The organism is Flavobacterium sp. IB48, assembly GCF_016405855.1.
Lineage (GTDB): Bacteria > Bacteroidota > Bacteroidia > Flavobacteriales > Flavobacteriaceae > Flavobacterium > Flavobacterium ginsengisoli.
This window is the reverse complement of record NZ_JAEFCA010000002.1, coordinates 30306-49406: the sequence shown is the minus strand read 5'-3', so window position 1 is coordinate 49406 and position 19101 is coordinate 30306. Positions and strand designations below refer to the sequence as shown.

The following is a 19101-nucleotide window of genomic DNA, read 5'->3' as shown; positions in this document are numbered from 1 at the left end:
GGAAAAAAAGTTACACCTATGTTTTGGTAGCTAACGCAATTTATATTGCTATTTTTTTCTTAATCATGCAATTATACTCATAACCTATGCAGCTATTTGACTGGATCGTACTTATTGTAACATTATTATTTATTGTTGGATATGGCTCTTGGAAAACCCGAGGCAGTAAAAACGTAGAAGATTTCATTCTAGGAAATAATGAAACGCCTTGGTATACTGTCGGACTTTCTGTAATGGCAACACAGGCAAGTGCAATTACGTTTTTATCTACGCCTGGACAAGCCTATCATGACGGAATGGGTTTTGTGCAATTCTATTTTGGTTTGCCAATTGCGATGATTGTCATTTGTTTGACCTTTATTCCATTATATCATAAAAGCAAAGTTTTTACCGCTTATGAATTTCTAGAAAAAAGATTTGATGTCAAAACACGTTCTCTTGCTGCTATCTTATTTTTAGTGCAAAGAGGTTTAGGAACTGGTTTGACCATTTATGCTCCGGCGATTATTTTATCGGCTCTTTTAGGTTGGAATTTGACTGTAATGAATATCATTATTGGGGTGTTGGTAATTATTTATACTTTTTCTGGAGGAACAAAAGCAGTAAACGTTACGCAAAAACAGCAGATGTTTGTAATCATGTCTGGAATGTTTATCACATTTTTCTTGATTCTGCATTACTTGCCAAACGATATGACTTTTAATAGTGCAATGCATATTGCCGGTGCCAATGACAAAATGAATATCGTTGATTTCTCTTTTGACCCTGAAGAAAAATATACTTTTTGGAGCGGTATTACAGGAGGTTTCTTTCTAGCTCTCGCCTATTTTGGTACAGACCAATCGCAAGTTGGACGTTATTTATCTGGAAAATCAGTTCGCGAAAGCCAAATGGGATTAATTATGAACGGACTTCTAAAAGTTCCAATGCAGTTCTTCATTCTCTTAACGGGAGTTATGGTTTTTGTATTTTTCCAATTCAACCCAGTTCCATTAAATTTTAATCCGAATAATAAAATAGCTATTGAGAAGTCTGCTTACAAGCAAGAATATCATGTTTTGGAAGAAAAGCTAGTTAAGCTTTCTGAAGATAAAAAAGTTATTAATTTATTATATATAGATCAGTTAAATCAAGATTACGATAATCCTATTTTGCGTAAAGAATTAGTTGCTTTATCAAACAAAGAAAAAGATCTTCGCGATAAAGCCAAAGAAATAATCTCAAGAGCCGATAGCAATTCAGAAACAAATGATAAAGATTATGTCTTCTTTCATTTTATTCTGCACTATCTGCCAAAAGGCCTAATCGGATTGTTGTTGGCCGTTATTCTTTCAGCGGCAATGTCTTCTACAGCTTCTGGATTGACGGCTTTGGCTTCTACAACAGCGATTGATATTTATAAACGAAATCAGAAAGAAGAAAAATCAGAGAAACATTATTTGAACGTTACTAAGTTTTTTACGCTTTTCTGGGGAGTTGTAGCAATACTTTTTGCTTGCGTTGGAACATTATTTGAAAATTTAATTCAGCTGGTAAATATTATTGGTTCCATATTTTACGGAACCGTTTTAGGGATATTTCTTGTAGCTTTTTATACTAAACGAGTTCAAGCAAAATCAATGTTTATCAGTGCGATTATAAGTCAGCTTACCATTTTTGTAATCTATTATTTTATGATTTACAGGCAAGAAAAACTGGGTTATTTATGGCTAAATTTTATTGGAGCTATTTTAACGATTGTATTGGCGCTTTTAATTCAGTTTTTGTTTTTTAAAGGAAAATCAGATGATAATGAAGTGATATCTGAATAAGTAATTTGTAAACTCAATACTTGCGTAAAATGACAAAAGAAGAATTTTTATTTCATTTAAATGGAGCAAGCATAATAGCTTTAAAATTTGCTGAAAGATATGTCAAAGATAAATTGGTTACAGATTTTAAGTACAATGTAATTCTTAGCGCAACAACGGATGATTCAAACTTAACACAATTTGATTTATATCCAGAAGATCAAGGCATAATAAAGTTAAATTTAACTGATAAAGAAGTTGTTGACTTACTGTATCGAAAAAATAAAGTCCCAGTTTGGATTGATATTAGTGTTTTAAAATCAAGCAGAAAAAGCACCACATTTAATTTACTTTGTGCGGGAAGATATAGTGATAATAAGGATGAGTATTATTATAACAGAACAGGTACTGGCCCTTTTGGAATAAAAGGACCTAATTTTCCTCTTGATTATAATGAAGGAAGAAAATTTAGATTAAAGAAGAATTTTTTGTTTTTACTAAAAGACTTTTTTATTTCCCTGATTAATTTTACTAAATAGAAAATAATTTCATTCTCGTTCTTGTTTCCTTTTTGTCATAAAAAATAAGTACTAAATAACACTATCCAATATTAAAATAATCTATCTTTCAATTCTAAATTGATAGAGAAAAATGAAAATTAAATTTTGCCTTGTTTTTGCTTTTGCAATTACAGTATCTAATGTTCAATCGCAAAAACTTAATAATGCAAAACTTGACAGCCTATTCAAAGCTTTAAACGATAAAAACCTATTTATGGGAAGCATTTGCATTTCTAAAAATGGAAATCAGATTTATTCCAATTCTATTGGGAAGACAGACATAGCTAACAACATATCTTTATCTGCGAATACTAAATTTCGTATTGGTTCTACAACCAAAATTTTCACTTCAGCTTTGGTATTAAAAGCTGTTGAATTAAAAAAAATTAGTCTTGACCAGACTATTAATTCGTTTTTCCCAACAATTGTAAATTCGCAAAAAATTACCATCCGCAATTTACTAAATCACAGAAGTGGAATTCATGAACTTTTAGCAACCGACGAATTTGCCAATGGATACACCGAAGCAAAGTCACAAGAAGAAATGATCTCTATTATAAGTAAATTTCCAAGTGATTTTGAACCTGATTCTAAAGCAGATTATAGCAATTCTAATTATTATCTGCTGACTTTAATTCTCGAAAAAACGTATAAAAAAACGTATTCAGAACTATTACAAGAACAAATAATAAAACCTTTAAAACTAAAAAACACCTACTTTGGTGGCAAAATTAGTATTCAGAATAATGAGTGTTACTCTTACTATTTCTCTGATAAATGGGAAAAAGATTCTGAAGGAGATATGTCAGTTCCTTTAGGAGCAGGCGCAATTGTTTCAACTCCATCAGATTTGACTTTTTTTATTGAAAAGCTTTTTCAAGGAAAAATTATTAGTTCTGAGAGTTTAAAAATGATGACTCAGATTCAAGACAAATATGGAATGGGAATTTTTGCACTTCCTTTTTATAACAAAAATGGTTTTGTTCATCGTGGCCAAATAGATAGTTTTAGTTCGCTCCTATCCTATTTTCCAAATGAAAAATTAGCTATTGCTATAGTTACAAACGGTGCAATATATGATAAGAAAAAGATTTTAATTGCTGCATTAAGCAACTACTTCAACAAACCTTATGCAATCAACTTTGAAGCTTACGAACCCGTTAAGGAAGATTTAGAAATGATAACTGGTATTTACAAAAACCACGAAAATCAGGAAGTTATTACTATTTCACTTAATAATAAAAGGTTATATGCAAATTTCAATAATCAGTCACTTTTTCTTCTTGAACCAACATCAAAAAATGAGTTTGAAAATATATGGGAAGGAAACAAGTTTGATTTTCAGCTTAAAAACGAGCTAATTTTTGAAGCAAATGGAAAACAAATTAAATTCTATAGGTTTTAAAAATAGATTCCTTTTCGTCTATTAAAAAACGTCATAACCTAGCCTCGATAAAAGCAACATCAGATAACTGTAGGAAAAGCAAAAGATGCAGTGAACAACATCCTGAAAACTTAGATTGCGATCGGAGTTTCCATTATTTTAAGTAAAAAAACACTATTTTAGTCTATCGCAAGAATGCTATTTTAACTCCTAAAAATCGTCATTATGAGAGATTCAAAAAAATACAGCAACAAAACCAAAGCTGCTTTTATTCTATTAATCGTAATGCTGATTATTTTACTTGGAAATTTTAATACTTTACTAAATTCCAAAAACGTAAACGATAATATTAATGCGATTTATAAAGACCGATTGGTAGTAGCGCATTACATTTTTCAATATTCTAAAGAACTTCATTTTATAAAAGCTGAAGCCGAAAAATTGAACCTAAGTGATAATATTAAAAAAGATGAAATCATTCATACGCTAAACATTATTCACACAATTGATGATCTGTACGCTAAAACGGTTTTAACCAATAAAGAAAAACAATATTTTGATGCCTTTTTACTTTCCTGTAAAGAAATAAACAAGCAGGTAGAAAGCAAAAATTGGGATAAAATAGCCAATTCTAGTGCCGAAGCTTTAAAAACACTTGAATCTCTATCGCAAATTCAGATTGAAGAAGGAAAAGCAAAACTTGCCGCTGCAAATGCAATGTACAATAGAAATAATATACTTGGCCAGCTTCAGATCGCTTTGTTAATCATACTTGGAGGAATTACTTTTTATCTTTTAATAAAGAAAATTAAAAAAACAGTAAAAATTCCTGAACCGCCTAGTTTAAATTAAAATTATTTTACCGCAAAGAACGCAAAAGATTACGCAAAGTTTATTTACTATAGCTTTGCGAACTTTGCGTTAAAGAACAGCAAATCGAAAAACCTTGCGCTCTTTGCGGTAAAAAAAAAACAAAAAAAAAATCCAAAACCCGAAAGCTTTGGAATTTTTTAAATTTTATAAAATGAGACTTAAAGTCTTATCTGCTCCATTCAGCGATACTATCTTTGTTCAATTTTACGTAATCAGCGTTATTTGCAGCTTCTGCAGATGCTAGAGAAGCTTTTGCAGTTTCAATTGCTCCTTTTTTGTCGCCTTGTTTTGCTTGAATCAACGATTTCAATCTTGAAACATAATATGGTTTATCTGAACTCATATCAAGAGCTTTATCTACATAAGTTCTAGCCGTTTCAATATTTCCGTTTGATTGAAATAAATATTGAGAAGCATTGAAATAATCATTCCACGTTGGACCAGCTAAAGCTTTATCAATACTAGCTACAGCAATTTTAGCTGTTGGAACTTCAAATTTTAAAGCTACATGAGAGTTTTCCCAAGAAATATCCAAATATCCAAAATTAGGATCTAAACCGTTAATGCCAATTGTAAAAGTTTCAACAGGAGTTGGAAGTGCATCTTCTTTTACAGTAGTTTTTAAAGCTACATAAGCATCGCTCCAGTTTTCTGGTAATCCCCAGTTGTCTGTAGAAAGGTAAAAAATGATATCCCAGCTTTCGATTCTTGGAACTGTGTAAATTGCATATTTTCCTTTCTTTAGCGTTTTTCCGTCAATTACTACATCATCGCTAAAGTTGATGATTGTATTTTCGTTAGCTCCAGTTCTCCATAATTTTCCAAAAGGAACTAGATTTCCGAACACAGCTCTTCCTCTTGCTCCAGGTCTTGAATAGGTAACTTCAACATCGGTTAAACCAACAGTTTGCTTGATATATCCTTTTGGACTTGCCTGTGGCGTTTTTACTTGTGCTTCTGATGCTAATGGTGCTAAGATCAGGGCTAAAGCAATAAGTAGTTTCTTCATTATTTTAAGTTTTATTTTTATTCAAATTTACAAATTCAATCAGGGAACAAATGTTAAATTTTCTATAATTCAACCCTTTAGCTGTGATATTTTTTCAGCATTTAGTTCATTAAAATGTTCGATAACTAAATCAGCTTCAGACAAATCTTGAAGATGCGAATGCTCGCTGTTATATCCTATACAGTAAATTCCTGCGCCTTTTGCTGCTTTTATGCCATTGGTACTGTCTTCAATAATGATACATTCTTCTTTTGGCGCAACAGAAAGTGAAGCTGCATGAATAAAGATCGCCGGATTTGGTTTTGACTGAGGAAAATCTTCTCCACTTACAATATGTGTAAAGTACTGATGTAAATTGAATCTTGTAAAAACACGATCAATTGTTACTTTTGAAGCCGAAGAAGCTAAAATTAACTGCATTCCGTTGTTATACAAGTCTTTAATTAGATCTTCAACACCATCCAAAAGATGCAAATCTTCCTTAGTATCAAAAGCATCATTAAAAATGGTTCTTTTTCTCTGAATTAAATCTTCCACCTCCTGCTCTACACTTGGAAAATAACTTTTTAAAGTTTGAAATGTGTTTCTAGTAGAAAATCCTGTAAATGTGGTATACATTTCTTCAGGAACTTCGATATTCAATTCTGAAAATTGTAAATAATAGGCATAACGATGAACAGGCTCTGTGTCAACAATTACGCCATCCATATCAAAAATTACTGTTTTAATCATTTTTTTTAAGTTTCTGAGATTCTGAGATACTAAGATTCTAAGGTTTCTCTTTTTTGTATTTGACTTTGTCAAAGTTTAAAACTTTGACAAAGCTTGCTTTAAGTTCTATTTATAAGATCTAAAAAATTAAGATTCACTCTACCAGCTACAAAAAACTTAGCACCTTAGAATCTTAGCATCTTAGAACCTTACTTTTTAAGCAAATATCTAATCACTGTTTCTGCAGCGTGTAAACCAAATAATCCAGGCATATAGCTGTTTGTTCCGTAGAATGATTTTTTGAAGTTTTTCCCGTCTGTTAGTTTTAAGCTCTTATCGTCTTGAATTTCAGAAGAGAAAACTACTTTAAGTTTGTTAATTTTTACTTCTTTTAAACGCTTACGGATTGTTTTAGAAAAATAGCAATTTATAGTTTTTGAAATATCAGCTACTTTTACTTTAGAAGCCAACATTTTTCCGCCAGCCCCCATGCTGCTAATGATTTTTACTCTTTTGCGCTTTGCAGCAATAATTAGATTTAATTTTGGAGTAATGCTGTCAATACAGTCCAAAACATAATCAAATTCTGGAGAAACAATCTCAAAAGCGCGTTCTGGAGAAAGAAATTCTTGAACACGAGTTAGATTTAATTCTGGATTAATATCCATTAAACGATCACCTACAATTTTAATTTTTGGCTGACCAACTGTTGAATGCAAAGCTGGCAATTGACGATTGATATTAGTAATATCTACAACGTCTCCATCTACAATTGTCATATTTCCTACACCTGCCCTTGCTAAAAATTCTGCTGCAAAAGATCCAACACCTCCTAATCCAACGACTAATACATTAGATTTTTGTAAATTTTCTAATCCTTCTTTAGTAAACAAAAGCTCAGCTCTTTCTGTCCATTCTGCCATATATTCTTTTTTGTTGATTTTTATTTTTTGTTTCAAGTTTAATGTTTCAAGTTTTTCCCCGTTGTCAGGCTGAGCGAAGTCGAAGCCCTTCTAATTGGAATGCCCTTCGACTTCGCTCAGGGTGACAAACTTTGAACACAAAACTATCTACTTTTTATTCTTTTTATTGTTTAAATATATTTCTATAATTACTTGAAATAACTTCTTCTAATTCTATTAAATTTAACTCTTTATACTCTGAAGCCAATTCGTATACTTGCTGAATCGATTCTTCAATAGTATCTGTTTCTAAGAAAAAACGATCGTTTGGAACGTTTTGAAAAACCGATTTCAAATCTGGATTCTTTAACAAATACTTTCCAAATGAAAGAAAAAAACCGGCAGTAATTAATTGTTCTGCCAATTGATTATTCTTTGAGAAACCATGAATAATCAACGGAACTGTCACTTTCCTTTTTTTCTTGATCGCCATTACTTCCTGATAAGCGGCAACACAATGAATGACAACTGGCTTTCTGTATTTTTCTGCCAATTCTAATTGTTTCTCAAAAACTGAAACTTGTAAATCAAAAGGAACCTCAATTTTTTTGTCTAAACCACATTCGCCAATTGCCAAGCAATTTTGAGTTTGTAATTTTTCTTCTATAATTTTCAAATCTTCATCAATTCGACTTTCGTCAATATACCAAGGATGAATCCCAATAGAATAAAATGGAATTTCAGCATCAAAATCTTTTGGATACTGATTAACCAGTTCTAAAATATTAGATTGATTGGTAAATTGATGAGTATGAAAATTAAAATATTCCATTAATGAAAAGCTTTTACACCTGCTTTAATTTCGATTTTTAAATCATTTTCCTGCGGTACAAGCGGACAAGAATATTTATAATTATAAGCGCAATACGGATTATAAGCTTGATTAAAATCGATTGCTATCGTATTTCCTTTTGGAACTTCTAAGTCGATATAACGACCGCCAATATAACTTTGTTTCCCGCTTGTTAAATCTGAAAAAGGCAAAAAAAGATGGTTTTTATATTGCTCCTGAACCAAAAGTTCTAAACTCTGATAAACTGCAAGCTGAAAAGCTTTTCCGTTTATCTTAAAGTTTAAAGTTCCGTATTTGATATATTTAGGAGTACGCGTTCCAGAAGTTTTCATTTCAAAAACTTTTCCGCCTTTTGCTTTTACTAAAGTAGCATTCACAAAATAAGTTTCAGAAATTGGAAAAAAATCTAAGCTTTTAAAAGTTTTTAAATCTTCAGCCATCAACGGACTCGTCTTAGGATCAGCATATTCTGCATTGATTTTCTTTTGGAATTTTTGAGCATCGGCTTTATTGAACTTTTTTTGGGCAAAGCCAAAATTAAATACCAACAATAAAGCTAGGGCGTTTATAGTTTTCATCTTAGAAATTTTCTGCAAAAATAGTTCAAAAGTAACAAAACAACAACCACTTAACGAGACAAAGTTTGCTAACTTTGTGACGATAATTTATCACATAAAATGCTTAAAACCGCACTAACTCATTACATTAACAACTTTCGAGGTTTCACCAGAGAAGTTTGGATCCTTGCCATCATCACTTTTATTAACCGCGCTGGAACAATGGTTCTTCCTTTTTTATCTAAATATTTAAAGGAAGATCTTCATTTTACATACAATCAAGTCGGATGGATTATGGTTGCTTTTGGATTAGGATCAATGTTGGGTTCTTGGCTTGGAGGCAAATTATCAGACAAAATTGGTTTTTATAAAATCATGATTTTCAGTTTATTTACCAGTGGAGTCTCTCTGTTTTTTGTGCAATTTATTACCACTTTCTGGTCACTTTGTGCTGCAATGTTTGTTCTTATGACAATTGCAGATATGTTTCGTCCTGCTATGTTTGTATCTCTTGGCGCTTATGCAAAACCAGAAAACCGTACTCGTGCACTCACACTTGTACGTCTTGCTGTAAATTTAGGTTTTGCCGCAGGACCAGCTCTTGGAGGTTTAATTATTATGGGAATGGGTTATTCTGGTCTTTTCTGGGTTGATGGAGCTTCTTGTATTGTTTCCATTTCCATTTTTGCTTTATTAGTAAAAGAAAAGAAAAAAGTTACCCACGATGATAAAGAAGAAAGTGCTGCAGATATAAAATCTGTTTTTCATGATAAAATTTTCTGGGTTTTCTTATTTGTAAGCTTCATTACAGCAATGATTTTCTTCCAACTATTTACTACTCTACCTTTATATCATAATGAAAAGTTTGGTCTAAGTGAGTTTCAAACAGGCTTATTAATGACTTTAAACGGATTATTGATTTTTACTCTCGAAATGCCAACTGTTGGATTCTTAGAACGAAAAGCTTTTCCAAAAATCAGAATTATTATTGTAGGATCTTTTGTAATGGCTAGTAGTTTCTTTTTATTACTAATTAATTTCTGGGCAGGAATTTTGGTTGTAAGTATGGTATGTATTTCTATTGGTGAAGTTCTTACTTTTCCATTTTCTAATGCTTTTGCTTTAAGTCGTGCACCTCGCGGACAAGAAGGCAGATACATGGCACTATACACTATGAGTTTTAGTCTAGCTCATATTATTAGTTCTAAACTTGGGTTTGAAATTATTACCCGATTTGGTTATCAAATCAACTGGCTTTTCATGGCATGTATTGGCGTTGTTGCAACTGGCTGCTGCGTCTGGATTAAGAATGCTCTAATCAACGAGAAGATTTCTTAAAAACAACTTTTAACTTTTTAAATCCTTATAATTCAATTTATTACTATTAAATTTGAATGGTCTTTTTGCGCTCAAAACCGAAAGCAAACTTAATTTTTAGTTAAATAACTATTTTTATAGTTGCGTAACTAGAAAAATAGTTGTAAGTTTGAATTAAAATTAGAGAAGATGCAGAAGTTAACAAACAAAGAAGAAGAAATTATGATGATTTTATGGAAGCTTAAAAAAGCTTTTGTAAAAGAAATTCAGGCAGAAATCACCGAAGATCAGCCCCATTACAATACATTGTCGACAATTGTTCGTAATCTGGAAGAGAAAGGATATGTTGGACATAACGCTTTTGGAAATACACATCAATACTTTCCAATTGTAGCAATTGAAGATTACAGAAAAGGATTTATGAAAACCGCAATTGATAATTACTTTAATAGTTCTTACAAAAGCATGGTTTCCTTTTTTGCCAAAGAAGAAAAAATTTCGGCAGATGAATTACGTGAAATTTTATCAATGATTGAAAATAAAAACGAAAAAAAATAATCGGTTATGGAAGCAGTTTTCATTTACATCGCAAAATCAAGCAGTTTAATGCTTATGTTTTATTGCGCTTATTACTTTTTACTTCGCAAAGAAACATTTTTTAATAGCAACAGATGGTTTCTGTTATCTGGTTTGATTGTCTCAATAATTTTACCATTATTGACTTACACGAAAGTAATTTGGATTGATGCTGCTCCCGATTTAAACACAAATATTCAATCAACATTATTAAGTGTTACTCAAAATGAATCTGCAGAATTTAATTGGAATTATATTATTCTAGGATTATACGGTATTGGTTTTCTAATCTTTACAATAAAACTAGCAATTGACTTTTATAGTTTGAATGCTATTATAAAAGGAAAAAAAATCAAACAGCAAGCCGATTTTAAATTTGTAGATATAAACGAAAACATCGCGCCTTTCTCCTATTTCGAATATATTGTGTACAACTCATCACTGTACACTGCTTCAGAATTAGAGAGTATTTTGGAACATGAAAAAGTTCATAGCGATCAAAATCATACTCTTGATGTATTGATTTCTAGAATCTTCAGCATTATTTTCTGGTTCAATCCAATTGTATGGCTTTACAAAAAAGCAATTAGCCAAAACTTAGAATTCATTGCTGATAGTGAAGCTTCTAAAAAACTTACAGACAAAAAAGCGTATCAATACACTCTTTTAAAAATAACAACGCACGAAAATTGTGTTGCAATCACCAATCATTTTTATCAATCATTAATCAAAAAACGAATAGTCATGTTAAACAAAAATCAATCAAAAAAGAGGAATTCATGGAAGTATTATACCGTAATTCCTGCCTTGGCTGCTTTTGTAATTTTATTTCAGGTAGAAGTAGTTGCAAAAGAAAGACAGCAAAATTTAGAAATAGTTTCGAACGAAATTAAATCGGTGAATATTTTCAAAATCACAAAAAAAACAACCGACACCGAGTTTAAAGATCTAAAAAAGGATTTAAAATCAACTTACAACATTGATTTAGAAGTTTCTGATATCAAAAGAAACTCAGAAAATCAATTAACATCTCTTAAAGTTGATGTAGTCTATGGAACACAAAAATCTCAATCTATACAAAGTGGAGATGAAGCCATCAAAGATTTTGGAATCCTTGTAATCTTAAATAAAAACGGCACTATAAAAGCTGGTATAAAAACTTTTGAAGAAAAAACCGCTACAAGCAAGAAAGTAAGCGTAAATGACAAAAAAAACAAAGCTTCTAAAACTGCGGTAAACAAAAATTTAACTTCTAATTCAGAAACCAATGTTAACACTAATTCTAATACTAGCACAAAAACTAGTAGCAATACTAACTCATCTACTAGTAGCACTACTATAATTGTTGACAAAGACAATAATACTAAAGTGATAACAACAACTGATGCAGGTACAACTGTTGCTGTTTCAAATGCTGCAAAAACTAATGTAAAAACAAGTTCGCCACTTATAATTCTAGACGGAATAGATATGTCTTCTGATTTTGATATGAATAGTCTTCCGCCTAGCAGCATTAAATCGGTAAAGGTTTATAGAAGTCTTGATGCTGTAGCTCTTTTTGGTGAAAAAGGTGAAAATGGCATAGTCGAAATTAAAACTAAGAAATAAAGACGTTTTAATCTTTTAAATAATTACGAAATGCAAAAACTGACCAATAAAGAAGAAGAAATCATGCATATCTTATGGAAGCTTAAAAAAGCTTTTGTGAAAGAGATTCAAGCAGAGATTTTAGAAGATCAGCCTCATTATAACACTTTATCTACCATTGTTCGCAATCTAGAAGAAAAGGGTTATGTTGCACACAATGCTTTCGGAAATACACATCAGTATTATCCAGCAGTAAGCATAGAAGATTATAGAAAAGGTTTCATGAGCACTGCAATAGATAATTATTTTAATAGCTCATACAAAAGCATGGTTTCTTTTTTTGCTAAAGAAGAAAAAATTTCAGCAGATGAATTACGTGAAATCTTAAACATGATCGAAAATTCAACAGAAGGCAAATAATAAAAATAGTTATGGAAGCACTTTTCATTTTTATACTAAAATCGAGCGGGTTATTAGCAATGTTTTATTTTGCTTATATTTTTTTACTTCGTAAAGAAACTTTTTTCAACAGTAGCCGCTGGTTTTTAATTGCTGGATTAATTACTTCTGTAATATTGCCTTTTGTAGTATACACAAAAGTAATTTGGGTTGAAGCGCCACCTGCGCCAACACCAGATCCAATAATCACAACTACGACAACGGATGTAAAAAACATTCCACTTTCTAATAGCAATGTAGCCGCATACCAAGATCACTACTCGCCTACAAAGGTATCTGTTGTTGAAGAAGAAAATTTTGAAATCAACTGGAGTTTGGTTTTGGCAGTAGCTTACGGAATGGGTTTTCTAGCTTTTATGATCAAGTTTGCACTCGACTTTTACAGTCTGAATTCTATTCTAAAAGGAAAAAAAATTGAACAGCAAGAAGATTTTAAATTTATAGATGTAAATGAAAATATAGCTCCTTTCTCTTATTTTGATTACATAGTATATAACTCATCACTATATACTTCAGCAGAATTAGAAAGCATTTTAGAACATGAAAAAGTGCATAGCGATCAAAAGCACACTATAGACGTTTTGATTTCGAGAATCTTTTGCATACTATTTTGGTTTAACCCAATTATATGGCTTTATAAAAAAGCCATCTTGCAAAACCTTGAATTCATTGCAGACAGTGAGGCTTCTAAAAAAATTGCCGACAAAAAAGCGTATCAATACACGTTATTAAAAATAACAACGCATGAAACTTGCGTTGCAATCACCAATCATTTTTATCAATCATTAATCAAAAAACGAATTGTCATGTTAAACAAAAATCAATCAAACAAAAGAAATTACTGGAAGTATTCGGCAGTAATTCCGGCTCTTGGTGCGTTTGTTCTTTTATTTCAAATAAAGACCATTGCACAAGAAAAGAAACAAACCGAAACTCCGACAATCCAAAGAGACACAGTAAAAGATGCTGAGGAAACAATCAAAATCACTAAAAATACTACTGACAAAGAATTAAATGAATTGCCTGGAAAATTAAAGTCAAACCATAATCTTGACGTCGAAATTTCGGATGTAAAAAGAAATACAAAAGAAGAATTGACTGCAATTCAAATCAAAGTAAAATCAGATTCTGGTAAAAAACAAACTATCAAAATCGATGGTGACGACGCTATTAAAGACTGTGAACTAGCTATTGGAACAGACGAGAATGGAGCAAAATCTATCAATATTAATACTGATAGAAATCTTAGAATGCCAATAATAATCAGAAACGAAAGAGTTGTGGTTCGCAATCATGCAGATTCTGATGTTGTGGCACCAGTACCTCCAACTCCACCAACATTTCCTGGCGGACCAATTCCTCCTGCTCCACCAATTGATATGTCAAAAATGCCAAAACCTCCAGTTGCTCCTAAAAACCCAACAGACAAAGTAGCAATGGCTAAATTTGAAAAAGACATGGAAGCTTTCGGAAAACAAATGGAAGCATTTGAGCCACAATTGAAAGCTTACGAAAAACAAATTGAATCTATCATGTCACAACGAGCAGAGGTATACGAAAAAGAAATGGCGAAATATGAAATAGCAATGGAAAAATTCAATGCTAACATGGAAAAATTCAGCTATGACTTTAAGTTTGATTTTGGAGATGACTCTAAAGACTACGAAAGCAACATGAAGCAATATGAGCAAGACATGAAACAGTATGAGCTTGATATGAAACAACATGCAAAAGATATGAAGCAACATGCTAAGGACATGAAACAACATGCAAAAGACATGAAGGAAATGGAAAAGCAGAATAAAAAAGCTTAATCTATATGAAGCCCTTTCTTACCGTCTTTTTGCTATTCGTTCTTAATTTATCTTTTAGTCAAAAAAAAGCTGACAAATCAACAGAACAAAAAATTGACAATTATATAAAAGAAGTAATAGCAATAAATGAAATTCCCGGTGTGGCATTGGCAGTAATAAAAGATGGTAAAATTGTTTATGAAAAATATTTTGGAAAAGCTTCTATAGAAGATAATAAAGCAGTGGATAAAAACACTGCTTTTAAAATTTTTTCTACTACCAAATTAATTACCAATGTAGGGATATTTCAACTTATAGAGCAAGGAAAGTTATCACTTGAAGATCCTATTTCAAAATATCTAGAAAATACTCCAATAGAATGGCAAGATGTAAAAATCAAAAATTTTCTTTCTCATTCTTCTGGGCTCCCAGATATTATAAGGTTTCAAGAAATTCCGACAACTGCGCCACTTGCCGAAAAAATAGCTTTACTGTCTAAAAAGCCAATGGATTTTACAACAGGTAATCAATATCGTTACAATCAAACTAATTATCTGTTTCTTGCCAAAATCGTAGAGAAAATCACTGGTTTTACTTTTGAAGATTATATTTTACAAAATCAATTTTCTTCTATAAAATCTGGTGTTTACTTTTCATCCAATTTTGGTGAAGCAATACCCAATAGTGCTTTTCGATACAATTATAACGATCAAACAAGAAAATACGTTAAAAACACTTCAAACTTTGGTACCGACACTCATTCTGCCAATGGTTTAAATATTTCTTTACAGAATTTCATTTATTGGAACGAAAATTTAGACAAAGACATTTATCTTCAAAAAGAAATCAAATATGAAATGTGGAAATCGTTTCCGTTTGCTAACAACACAGATCGTTTTGCTTTCGGTTGGGAAATCGTACCAGTTAATAAAGTCCTTTCTTATGGTTTTACTGGCGGCAATGAAACTGCTTTTAGAAAATTCATCGATCGTGATTTAACGATAATCTTTTTGTCTAATGGTCATAAATATTCTAATTTGTATGTGCAAAGTCAAGTAATTAACCATGTTGCTTCGATTGTAGACAAAACTCTTACAGATGATTTTCTTTTGGCGGGAGAAAAAGTCAATCAGGTTTTTTTAAAACCAAACATTGCAAAAGCTAAAGAGAATTATTTAGCAATAAAAAAGAATCACCCTGATTGGGATTTCGAATATCGATTGAATGTCATTGGTTATAGCTTATTGGATCATGGAAGATTGAATGACGGACTAAAAGTTTTTGAACTTAATGCTAAAGAGAATCCAAAATCTGGAAATGCTTTTGATAGTTTGGCTGATGGTTATTTTAGAAACAATCAATTAACGCTTTCGAAAGAAAATTATCAAAAAGCATTAGCCCTTTCTCCAGATAACAATAATGCAAAAGAAATGCTGGAGAAAATTAATAAAATGCTAGCAAAGTAATTTCAACTTCTTTAATAAATAAAAAACATATTTACGAAAATGAAAAAGCTCATTATAGTCTTGTTTTTATGTTTTAGCTTTTCAATTCTAGCACAAAAGAATACAGCAGAAAAGAACATCTACATTGCAATGGACAAAACTGCTTCACTTTTAATGGGAAAGTCAAAAGCCAATTCCATTTCAATTGGAGTTGTTAAAAATGGAAAAACTTTTACCAGACATTACGGAGAAATTGATAAAGGAAAAGAAAACGTTGCCAACAACAATACTATTTTTGAAGTTGCTTCTATAACCAAATTATTTACCGGATTACTTACTGCGCAAGCTGTTGTAGAAGGAAAATTAAATCCAGATGATGATATTAGAAAATACATTACTGGATCCTATCCAAACCTAGAATATAATGGAACGCCTATAACTATTAAAGATTTGGTTTCTTTTAGAACTGGTTTCGATAAAGATCTTCCAGATAATGCTGAATTAAGAAAAAACAGAAATGACAGCAGTTATTTAGCTTTTAAAAAGATGGATGAAATGTATAGTCGTGAAAAGTTTTTCGAAGATCTTAAAACGATCAAATTAGATACTTTGCCTGGAACTAAATTCAAATATAGTAACGGAAGTCTCAACCTTACGGCTCATATTTTAGAAAATATCTATCAGAAAAGTTATGAAACGCTTTTGAAAGAAAATATTTTTTCAAAACTTGACATGCAATCAAGTGCCATAAATTTAAATCCAAATGCAGTTATTGCAAATGGCTATAATCTAAAAGGTGTTCTAATGCCAAACATTTCAGATAATCTTTGGGGCGCTGCTGGAATGCTAAAATCTAGTTTAGGTGATTTGACCAAATTTATTGCTTATGAACTGAATACAAAAAATAAAATTATTCAAGAAACACAACGAAATCTCCTAAATAGCGAAACAACTTGGAACGGATATTTTTGGGATTATATACAAGTTGATGAAAACGGAAAAAACTGCTGGAAACATGGTGGTGCATTTGGAACTCAAAACATGTTAGTTATTTATCCCGAACGTCATTTAGGAATTTCAATTATTGTAAATATAAGTGACGAAAATACAGGCAATGCACTTGGTGAAGCCGTTATTAGACTTTCTAATGATTTATTAAGTGTAAACAAAAAACAATCTGGCATTTACGGTTACAAAATTGTTAACGACAATGTTGTCTTCTTGTACGAACATGACAAGAATTTAGATCCAAAATTGGTTAAAAATGTTTCAATTGCAGGTTCTTTTGATAAATGGAATCCTAACGATCCTAATTTTCAAATGATTCAGAAAAGCAAAAATACATTTGAATTATCGGTACCTAAATCACAGTTTGAAAAAAATAAAACGCATCTCTTTAAATTTGTCATCAATAAAACGGGATGGATGGAAGCTCCAAAAAATGTAATAAATCGTGAAACTGATGGCGATGAAAACCTGATTCTCAGAATTTAAATACATTTACATTTTACTCCCCAAAAGACTTTGTTTCAATCACAAAGTCTTTTATTTTTTTATCTTTGCCAAAACAAATCTACTATGTATAAATTATTAGCTAAACTAAATAAACTACTTTTGCCGAGCTTTACCAAACAAGGTCTAGATATTTCTAAGGCTAAGAAATGGCAAATGGCTATTATTGGTTATCGCGCCTATGTTACAAAAAAAGCATTGGGCAATTAATTTAGAATACATTTTATTTATCCGACAGAAATATACTCATTTATAATTCTGTCCTATTTTTTATGAAAAACAGAGAAATCAGCCTTCCTCCTGTTCCAGCAGTATTATTAGCTATTATTAGTGTGCAATGTGGGGCTGCAATTGCCAAAACACTATTTCCTACAATCGGCGCAGCTGGTACAGCATCTATGCGTATTGGTATTTCAGCATTAATTTTATTATTGGCTTATAGACCAAATCTAAAAGCGATAACTCTCCAACAGTGGAAAATTGTAATTCCGTATGGTTTGTCTTTAGGAGCCATGAATTTAATTTTTTATATCGCAATAGAAAAAATTCCAATCGGTTTAGCCGTGACTTTAGAGTTTGTTGGTCCGTTATTGCTTGCTATAGCAGGTTCAAAACGTTTAGTTGATTATTGCTGGGTTATGCTTGCAGCAATTGGCATTTTACTTATCGCTCCTTGGACAAACGATCGATTAGATCCTATTGGGATTATATGTGCGCTTTTGGCTGGAGCGTTCTGGAGTGCGTATATTGTTTTGGGAGGAAAAATTTCAAAAATAATGAATGACGGTTACGCCGTTTCAACAGGAATGCTATTTGCGGCACTTTTAGTCTTGCCATTTGGTTTTCTAGAAAGCGGATTAGATAATCTTACGCCAAAGCTATTCGGAATGGGTGTTGCACTTGCTCTTTTATCTAGTGCGATTCCATTCACTTTAGAAATGAAAGCTTTAGGAAAACTTCCTCCTCGTACTTTTAGTATTTTAATGAGCTTAGAGCCAGCAGCGGCTTCTATTTGCGCATTTATATTTCTTCATGAAAATTTAAGTTTTCACGAAATTCTTGCTGTAGTTTGCGTTGTTGTAGCCTCTGCAGGAGCAACATTAACGGCTAAAAAATAAAAAAAGCCCCGTAATAATTACAGGGCCTTTTCATTGTAGGAAATCTAATTCTGGAGATTTTTATTAATTTTTAGGCAATAATACTGCATCAACTACGTGAATTACACCATTTGATTGATTCACATCTGCAATTGTTACTTTAGCTTTATTACCGTTTTCGTCAGTAATATATAAATCTTTGCCTTTCATCCATGCAGTAAGAGTTCCGCCGCTAACTGTTTTAATCGTTGCTTTACCTTTTCCGTCTTTTATTGCTTTTGCGATATCAGCAGAACTCCATTTTCCAGAAGCAACGTGATAGGTTAAGATTGTTTGCAATTTCTTTTTATTTTCTGGTTTTAATAAAGTTTCAACTGTTCCTTTTGGCAATTTATCAAAAGCTTCGTTTGTTGGAGCAAAAACTGTAAATGGTCCTTTTCCTTCTAAAGTTGTAACTAAATCGGCAGCTTTTACTGCGGCTACTAATGTTGTGTGATCTTTTGAATTAACGGCATTTTCAATTATATTTTTATTTGGGTACATCGCTGCACCGCCAACCATAACTGATTTTTGTGCAAAAGATGTAAATCCGAATGCTAAAGCTAAAACTGCAGTGGCTAAAAATTTTCTAGTTTTCATAATTATTAATTTTTAAGTTATAATGTCATTTACGGCT

At 31.6% G+C, this 19101-nt stretch carries 19 protein-coding genes; 13 read left to right on the top strand and 6 right to left on the bottom strand.

All coding sequences use genetic code 11. The features are described 5' to 3' along the window. Positions 1–86 precede the first annotated feature (86 nt). The 4 genes from JC605_RS07330 (at position 87) to JC605_RS07315 (ending at position 4586) form a co-directional block, all read left to right on the top strand. Positions 87–1811, top strand: coding sequence for a sodium:solute symporter (locus JC605_RS07330; protein ID WP_198855575.1), 1725 nt, complete (start codon positions 87–89; stop codon positions 1809–1811). 29 nt (positions 1812–1840) lie between these two features. After that, positions 1841–2329: a hypothetical protein gene (locus JC605_RS07325; RefSeq protein WP_198855574.1), complete on the top strand. Its 489-nt coding sequence runs from the start codon at positions 1841–1843 to the stop codon at positions 2327–2329. A 112-nt stretch (positions 2330–2441) separates the two neighbouring features. After that, positions 2442–3755 (top strand): serine hydrolase, encoded by a 1314-nt coding sequence (locus JC605_RS07320; RefSeq protein ID WP_198855573.1) that lies wholly within the window; start codon positions 2442–2444, stop codon positions 3753–3755. Between the two features lie 204 nt (positions 3756–3959). Continuing rightward, the gene (locus tag JC605_RS07315) at positions 3960–4586 is read left to right on the top strand and encodes an MCP four helix bundle domain-containing protein (protein ID WP_198855572.1); all 627 of its coding nucleotides are present in this window, start codon (positions 3960–3962) and stop codon (positions 4584–4586) included. Positions 4587–4773: 187 nt separating this feature from the next. Here JC605_RS07315 and JC605_RS07310 read toward each other — a convergent pair whose 3' ends face one another. The 5 genes from JC605_RS07310 to JC605_RS07290 form a co-directional block, all read right to left on the bottom strand. Beyond that, on the bottom strand, positions 4774–5616 hold the full coding sequence (locus JC605_RS07310) for a DUF2911 domain-containing protein (RefSeq protein WP_198855571.1): 843 nt from the start codon (positions 5614–5616) through the stop codon (positions 4774–4776). Between the two features lie 69 nt (positions 5617–5685). Continuing rightward, entirely contained in the window at positions 5686–6348 is a 663-nt protein-coding gene (locus JC605_RS07305) for an HAD family phosphatase (protein WP_198855570.1), read from the bottom strand. A 188-nt stretch (positions 6349–6536) separates the two neighbouring features. Further along, on the bottom strand, positions 6537–7250 hold the full coding sequence (locus tag JC605_RS07300) for a ThiF family adenylyltransferase (protein WP_198856182.1): 714 nt from the start codon (positions 7248–7250) through the stop codon (positions 6537–6539). 163 nt (positions 7251–7413) lie between these two features. Continuing rightward, on the bottom strand, positions 7414–8061 hold the full coding sequence (locus JC605_RS07295) for a TatD family hydrolase (protein ID WP_198855569.1): 648 nt from the start codon (positions 8059–8061) through the stop codon (positions 7414–7416). Beyond that, positions 8061–8660 (bottom strand): DUF1684 domain-containing protein, encoded by a 600-nt coding sequence (locus tag JC605_RS07290; protein WP_198855568.1) that lies wholly within the window; start codon positions 8658–8660, stop codon positions 8061–8063. The genes JC605_RS07295 and JC605_RS07290 overlap by 1 nt, the downstream gene beginning before the upstream one ends. Before the next feature lie 99 nt (positions 8661–8759). Between JC605_RS07290 and JC605_RS07285 the strand changes: the two genes are divergently transcribed. The 9 genes from JC605_RS07285 to JC605_RS07245 all read left to right on the top strand — a co-directional run bounded on the left by JC605_RS07285 (position 8760) and on the right by JC605_RS07245 (position 18446). Then, positions 8760–9977 carry an MFS transporter gene (locus JC605_RS07285; protein ID WP_198855567.1) on the top strand — a complete coding sequence of 406 codons (1218 nt, stop codon included), beginning with the start codon at positions 8760–8762 and terminating at the stop codon, positions 9975–9977. A gap of 168 nt (positions 9978–10145) precedes the next feature. Further along, positions 10146–10514: a BlaI/MecI/CopY family transcriptional regulator gene (locus JC605_RS07280; protein WP_095931146.1), complete on the top strand. Its 369-nt coding sequence runs from the start codon at positions 10146–10148 to the stop codon at positions 10512–10514. Between the two features lie 6 nt (positions 10515–10520). After that, complete coding sequence (locus JC605_RS07275) at positions 10521–12140, top strand: M56 family metallopeptidase (protein ID WP_198855566.1); 1620 nt, start codon at positions 10521–10523, stop codon at positions 12138–12140. Positions 12141–12170: 30 nt separating this feature from the next. Next, positions 12171–12539 carry a BlaI/MecI/CopY family transcriptional regulator gene (locus JC605_RS07270; protein WP_198855565.1) on the top strand — a complete coding sequence of 123 codons (369 nt, stop codon included), beginning with the start codon at positions 12171–12173 and terminating at the stop codon, positions 12537–12539. Between the two features lie 11 nt (positions 12540–12550). Next, positions 12551–14392, top strand: a complete 1842-nt coding sequence (locus tag JC605_RS07265) for a M56 family metallopeptidase (RefSeq protein WP_198855564.1) — start codon at positions 12551–12553, stop codon at positions 14390–14392. 5 nt (positions 14393–14397) lie between these two features. Further along, positions 14398–15837 carry a serine hydrolase domain-containing protein gene (locus JC605_RS07260; protein WP_198855563.1) on the top strand — a complete coding sequence of 480 codons (1440 nt, stop codon included), beginning with the start codon at positions 14398–14400 and terminating at the stop codon, positions 15835–15837. Between the two features lie 39 nt (positions 15838–15876). Beyond that, entirely contained in the window at positions 15877–17310 is a 1434-nt protein-coding gene (locus JC605_RS07255) for a serine hydrolase (protein WP_198855562.1), read from the top strand. An 84-nt stretch (positions 17311–17394) separates the two neighbouring features. Further along, a complete protein-coding gene (locus tag JC605_RS07250) occupies positions 17395–17538 on the top strand; it encodes an SsrA-binding protein (protein ID WP_111368963.1) in 144 nt (47 codons plus the stop codon). Between the two features lie 62 nt (positions 17539–17600). Beyond that, positions 17601–18446, top strand: a complete 846-nt coding sequence (locus JC605_RS07245; protein ID WP_198855561.1) for a DMT family transporter — start codon at positions 17601–17603, stop codon at positions 18444–18446. Positions 18447–18509: 63 nt separating this feature from the next. On the opposite strand, the gene JC605_RS07240 is transcribed toward JC605_RS07245, so the two are convergent. Further along, the gene (locus tag JC605_RS07240; RefSeq protein ID WP_198855560.1) at positions 18510–19064 is read right to left on the bottom strand and encodes a fasciclin domain-containing protein; all 555 of its coding nucleotides are present in this window, start codon (positions 19062–19064) and stop codon (positions 18510–18512) included. Between the last annotated feature and the right edge of the window lie 37 nt (positions 19065–19101).

Coding starts and splice junctions, on each gene's coding strand:
- JC605_RS07330 (WP_198855575.1), top strand. CDS start 87: ATGCAGCTATTTGACTGGATCGTACTTATTGTAACATTATTATTTATT.
- JC605_RS07325 (WP_198855574.1), top strand. CDS start 1,841: ATGACAAAAGAAGAATTTTTATTTCATTTAAATGGAGCAAGCATAATA.
- JC605_RS07320 (WP_198855573.1), top strand. CDS start 2,442: ATGAAAATTAAATTTTGCCTTGTTTTTGCTTTTGCAATTACAGTATCT.
- JC605_RS07315 (WP_198855572.1), top strand. CDS start 3,960: ATGAGAGATTCAAAAAAATACAGCAACAAAACCAAAGCTGCTTTTATT.
- JC605_RS07310 (WP_198855571.1), bottom strand. CDS start 5,616: ATGAAGAAACTACTTATTGCTTTAGCCCTGATCTTAGCACCATTAGCA.
- JC605_RS07305 (WP_198855570.1), bottom strand. CDS start 6,348: ATGATTAAAACAGTAATTTTTGATATGGATGGCGTAATTGTTGACACA.
- JC605_RS07300 (WP_198856182.1), bottom strand. CDS start 7,250: ATGGCAGAATGGACAGAAAGAGCTGAGCTTTTGTTTACTAAAGAAGGA.
- JC605_RS07295 (WP_198855569.1), bottom strand. CDS start 8,061: ATGGAATATTTTAATTTTCATACTCATCAATTTACCAATCAATCTAAT.
- JC605_RS07290 (WP_198855568.1), bottom strand. CDS start 8,660: ATGAAAACTATAAACGCCCTAGCTTTATTGTTGGTATTTAATTTTGGC.
- JC605_RS07285 (WP_198855567.1), top strand. CDS start 8,760: ATGCTTAAAACCGCACTAACTCATTACATTAACAACTTTCGAGGTTTC.
- JC605_RS07280 (WP_095931146.1), top strand. CDS start 10,146: ATGCAGAAGTTAACAAACAAAGAAGAAGAAATTATGATGATTTTATGG.
- JC605_RS07275 (WP_198855566.1), top strand. CDS start 10,521: ATGGAAGCAGTTTTCATTTACATCGCAAAATCAAGCAGTTTAATGCTT.
- JC605_RS07270 (WP_198855565.1), top strand. CDS start 12,171: ATGCAAAAACTGACCAATAAAGAAGAAGAAATCATGCATATCTTATGG.
- JC605_RS07265 (WP_198855564.1), top strand. CDS start 12,551: ATGGAAGCACTTTTCATTTTTATACTAAAATCGAGCGGGTTATTAGCA.
- JC605_RS07260 (WP_198855563.1), top strand. CDS start 14,398: ATGAAGCCCTTTCTTACCGTCTTTTTGCTATTCGTTCTTAATTTATCT.
- JC605_RS07255 (WP_198855562.1), top strand. CDS start 15,877: ATGAAAAAGCTCATTATAGTCTTGTTTTTATGTTTTAGCTTTTCAATT.
- JC605_RS07250 (WP_111368963.1), top strand. CDS start 17,395: ATGTATAAATTATTAGCTAAACTAAATAAACTACTTTTGCCGAGCTTT.
- JC605_RS07245 (WP_198855561.1), top strand. CDS start 17,601: ATGAAAAACAGAGAAATCAGCCTTCCTCCTGTTCCAGCAGTATTATTA.
- JC605_RS07240 (WP_198855560.1), bottom strand. CDS start 19,064: ATGAAAACTAGAAAATTTTTAGCCACTGCAGTTTTAGCTTTAGCATTC.